Below are 3015 nucleotides of genomic sequence, written 5' to 3'. Positions count from 1 at the left end.
CTCGGGCAGCGCCTGGCGCTGGTACAGATCGATCGTGAGCGTCGCCTCCTCGCCGTGGCCGATCATGCGCCGCAGGAGCTCGCGGCCTTCGCCGATGTGGCGGACGATGCGGTCGTGCTCGCTGGCGAGCTCGTCGCGGTGCGCGATGAGCCCACGCCGCTCGGCCTCGAGCACGGCCTGCGGGTCGAACTTCGGACGACGGTCGGTGTGGTCGGACATCTCGTTCCCTCCTTCTTCTGGTGGTTTGCACGTTGTCGTGCGGTTGCGAATGAACTTCCCGCCTGAGGCGCTATCGTATTCGGAATTCTGGTTTCGGGTTTCGGAATTCCGCGATAGCGATTCAGGTGGGACCCCGACAAAGTGTCAGGGCCATTCGGGGAGGGGCGCTGCGCTGTTTCGGCAACGCCCCTCCCCACGTGCTGCCGTCAGTCCGCGAGGATCGCGCGGAGGATGCGGCGGATGTCCTGGGCGTTCGCGGCGTACCGTCCGCGAGTTTTCCAGATCGCGCGGAACTCGAGGAACCCCCACTTGCGGAGGTGGATCGATCCCTTGACGTCCGGCTTCCGCTTCAGCAGGTAGAGCTCGCGGAGCCCCCAGATGTCCCGCTCGGGATGGTCGTAGGTGGATTCCTCGGTCAGGCAAACCACCAGCCACCCGCGCGGAATCTTCCAGTAGGCGAAGCCGGTCACCGCATCGGCATCGCGTTCGGGGACGTACTCCTCGATGTTGCGGCGCTTGCTTCCGGGCAGCGGCGGGCGAGCGATGAGCACGTCGCTCACCGGTACGACGTCTTTCGGATCGTGCTTGAACATCGGCGTCCTCCTGGTACCGTGTACGCGCTGCGTACTCGGCACGCTGTGTGTGGTTGACTTGCGAAAGATCATCCCCACCCGAGCGCTCATCAGGCGATGAGATCTCGGGTGGGACCCCGACGGAAGCGTCGGGGCTATGTCGGAAGAGGGGCAGAGGCGGGTTCGCGCATCCGGCGTTGCGCTCTCGCGATGAGGAACACCATGCACGTCGTGGACGGCACCGCGCGGGCGAGGTAGATCCAGGAAAACGGATCGTTCTTCGTCCAGGCGGGGTAGATCGCACAGAGCGTTGCGAGGAGAATGGAGACCCAGACGAAGAGGGGCTCCGTGCTTCCCCGCGCGTTCCAGAGCTTCGGCACCGTCGCGACGTATGCGGCGACGCCGATGAGCTGCACGAGCGTGTACGCGACGAGCGGCGCGTCGGTGATCCACCAGAACGCGACGACCGCGGCGCCGAAGGCGAGGCTCCATCGCTGGACGGGACCGAACGTGACGCGGAGCGTGCCGTAGCGGATGTTCGCCGCGATGACGCCGATGAGGATCGCGGTGGTGTTCGCGAGTCCGGCGGTCACGGCGATGTTCGCCGTCCACGACCGTCGCGGGCTCACCCAGTACATCCAGAACGAGAGCGCGAACATCACGACCGCGAGGATCCACGTCGCGGGGACGGGATTGGTCTCACGGATCCATGCGCGACGAACGTAGTCCGCCGCCGAGACGACCATCATGACGACGGTCCCGAGCACTGCGGCTTCGTACATCGCATTCCTCCTTTCCGATGTTGCGTTGCGGGTTGAAGGTGCGGTCGAAATTTTCCCGCCTGAGCACCAAACGGAGAGAGAGTTTGGTACTCGGGTGGGACCCCGAATGACCTCGCCGTCATTGGTGTTGACGGCTTGAGAGTCTCGGGGCTGTTTAGGGTTTCTGGATGCAACCGCATCCAGATCGTCGGATGACAGGACCGGGTCCTCTTGGGAAGAGGACGATGTCGGTGCTGCCGGAGGGATGTGGCTACTACGCGGCGCGGCGGTAGATGATGCCCACGTCGAGGTAGACGCCGCTTCCGACGTGGACGATGTCGGCGCGGTCCATGATGCGCGGGCTCATGAGCACCGGCCGGTACTGCGCCGAGCGGTGGCGCTTCCAGGAGTCGAATCGGACGCGACTCTGGTACTTCGGCTTCGGGACGAGCAGCCCGCGCTCCGGGTCCCAAACCATGGGGCGCCGGCGCGCTTCTCGGCGACGGCTGTCCTTGGGGCGCTCGTCCTTCTTCTGGTCCGTCACGCACATGCTCACCTTCGTCACGCCGTCCCGCTCGAACCGCTCGAGCGCGCTCGCGACGCTGGGCGTGACCAGCCCCGAGGGTGTGGGCCGCACGGGATTCGATGCGCTGACCGCGTCGGCGATGTCGAACTCGTTCCAGCGCAGGCGCTGCGACTCGCGGTACTCGGCCTGGAGCTCGGCCATCGCGAGCTCGCGCTGGAGCTCCCGGGAGGCCGTCTCGTACGCGTCGTTGAGATCGACGCCCGCCTCGACGAGCGCCATGAATTCGGAGTCGTTGAGGCCGTGGTGCGGATTGATGTGCAATTCGAGCGCCGCCTGGTCCTCCGCGTACACCATGGCCATCGGCCGGCCATCGATGGTGTAGTCGTCCATGTCGGCCTCCTCGTCCGCGTCGTCCTCCGCGAGCCACGCCTCGAACTCCTCGTCGTTCATGTTGTCCACGCGGTGGCGGTCGTAGTAGTCCGCGTCCGACGGGTGCAGCGCCTCCGCGATGAGGTCCGCGTCCGTCGTCTCCTCCCGCCACACGCCGTGGTGCTTCGCGACCCCGTAGAGGTCGCGGCCGTCGTCGTTCTCGCCCCCGCCGGGCCAGAACTCTTCGGCGATGAACTCCAACTGCGACCTCTTCAGGGGCGTGAAGCTCATGCAGTCCCTCCTGTGCGCCTCATCGGGCGCATCTGCAAATGGTGAAAGATCGTTTGGGTTCTCCGGAGATTCCGGATTTTCCCACCCGAGGACTCATCAGACGATGAGGTCTCAGGTGGGACCCCGACTATTCGTCGGGGCCATTCGGGGAGGGGCGCTGCGCTGCTTCGGCAACGCCCCTCCCCACTTCCTGTGCGGCTTACCGCCGCCCGCGGCCGCGTCCGCCGCGGCGGCGCCGGCGCGTGCCGCCCTGCGACTGCCGCCGCGCGTCCGGCGA

Annotated in this window: 4 protein-coding genes; all 4 read right to left on the bottom strand. The window is 66.3% G+C overall.

Annotated features, from left to right (window positions below; translation table 11 throughout):
• Positions 1 to 219 (bottom strand): hypothetical protein (locus Q8Q85_14605; GenBank protein ID MDP3775487.1); only part of this gene is annotated, 219 nt, incomplete at its 3' end.
• A 206-nt stretch (positions 220 to 425) separates the two neighbouring features.
• Positions 426 to 812: a hypothetical protein gene (locus tag Q8Q85_14600; GenBank protein ID MDP3775486.1), complete on the bottom strand. Its 387-nt coding sequence runs from the start codon at positions 810 to 812 to the stop codon at positions 426 to 428.
• A gap of 134 nt (positions 813 to 946) precedes the next feature.
• The gene (locus tag Q8Q85_14595) at positions 947 to 1573 is read right to left on the bottom strand and encodes a hypothetical protein (GenBank protein MDP3775485.1); all 627 of its coding nucleotides are present in this window, start codon (positions 1571 to 1573) and stop codon (positions 947 to 949) included.
• 253 nt (positions 1574 to 1826) lie between these two features.
• A complete protein-coding gene (locus tag Q8Q85_14590; protein ID MDP3775484.1) occupies positions 1827 to 2738 on the bottom strand; it encodes a hypothetical protein in 912 nt (303 codons plus the stop codon).
• Positions 2739 to 3015: the final 277 nt, after the last annotated feature.

The organism is Gemmatimonadales bacterium (assembly GCA_030697825.1).
Lineage (GTDB): Bacteria > Gemmatimonadota > Gemmatimonadetes > Gemmatimonadales > JACORV01 > JACORV01.
Note: the sequence above shows the minus strand (reverse complement) of the source record. Positions and strands in the feature narration are given on the sequence as shown.

What these genes read in the sequence shown, in the direction of transcription:
- Q8Q85_14600 (MDP3775486.1), bottom strand. Translation starts at nt 812, where the DNA reads ATGTTCAAGCACGATCCGAAAGACGTCGTACCGGTGAGCGACGTGCTC.
- Q8Q85_14595 (MDP3775485.1), bottom strand. Translation starts at nt 1,573, where the DNA reads ATGTACGAAGCCGCAGTGCTCGGGACCGTCGTCATGATGGTCGTCTCG.
- Q8Q85_14590 (MDP3775484.1), bottom strand. Translation starts at nt 2,738, where the DNA reads ATGAGCTTCACGCCCCTGAAGAGGTCGCAGTTGGAGTTCATCGCCGAA.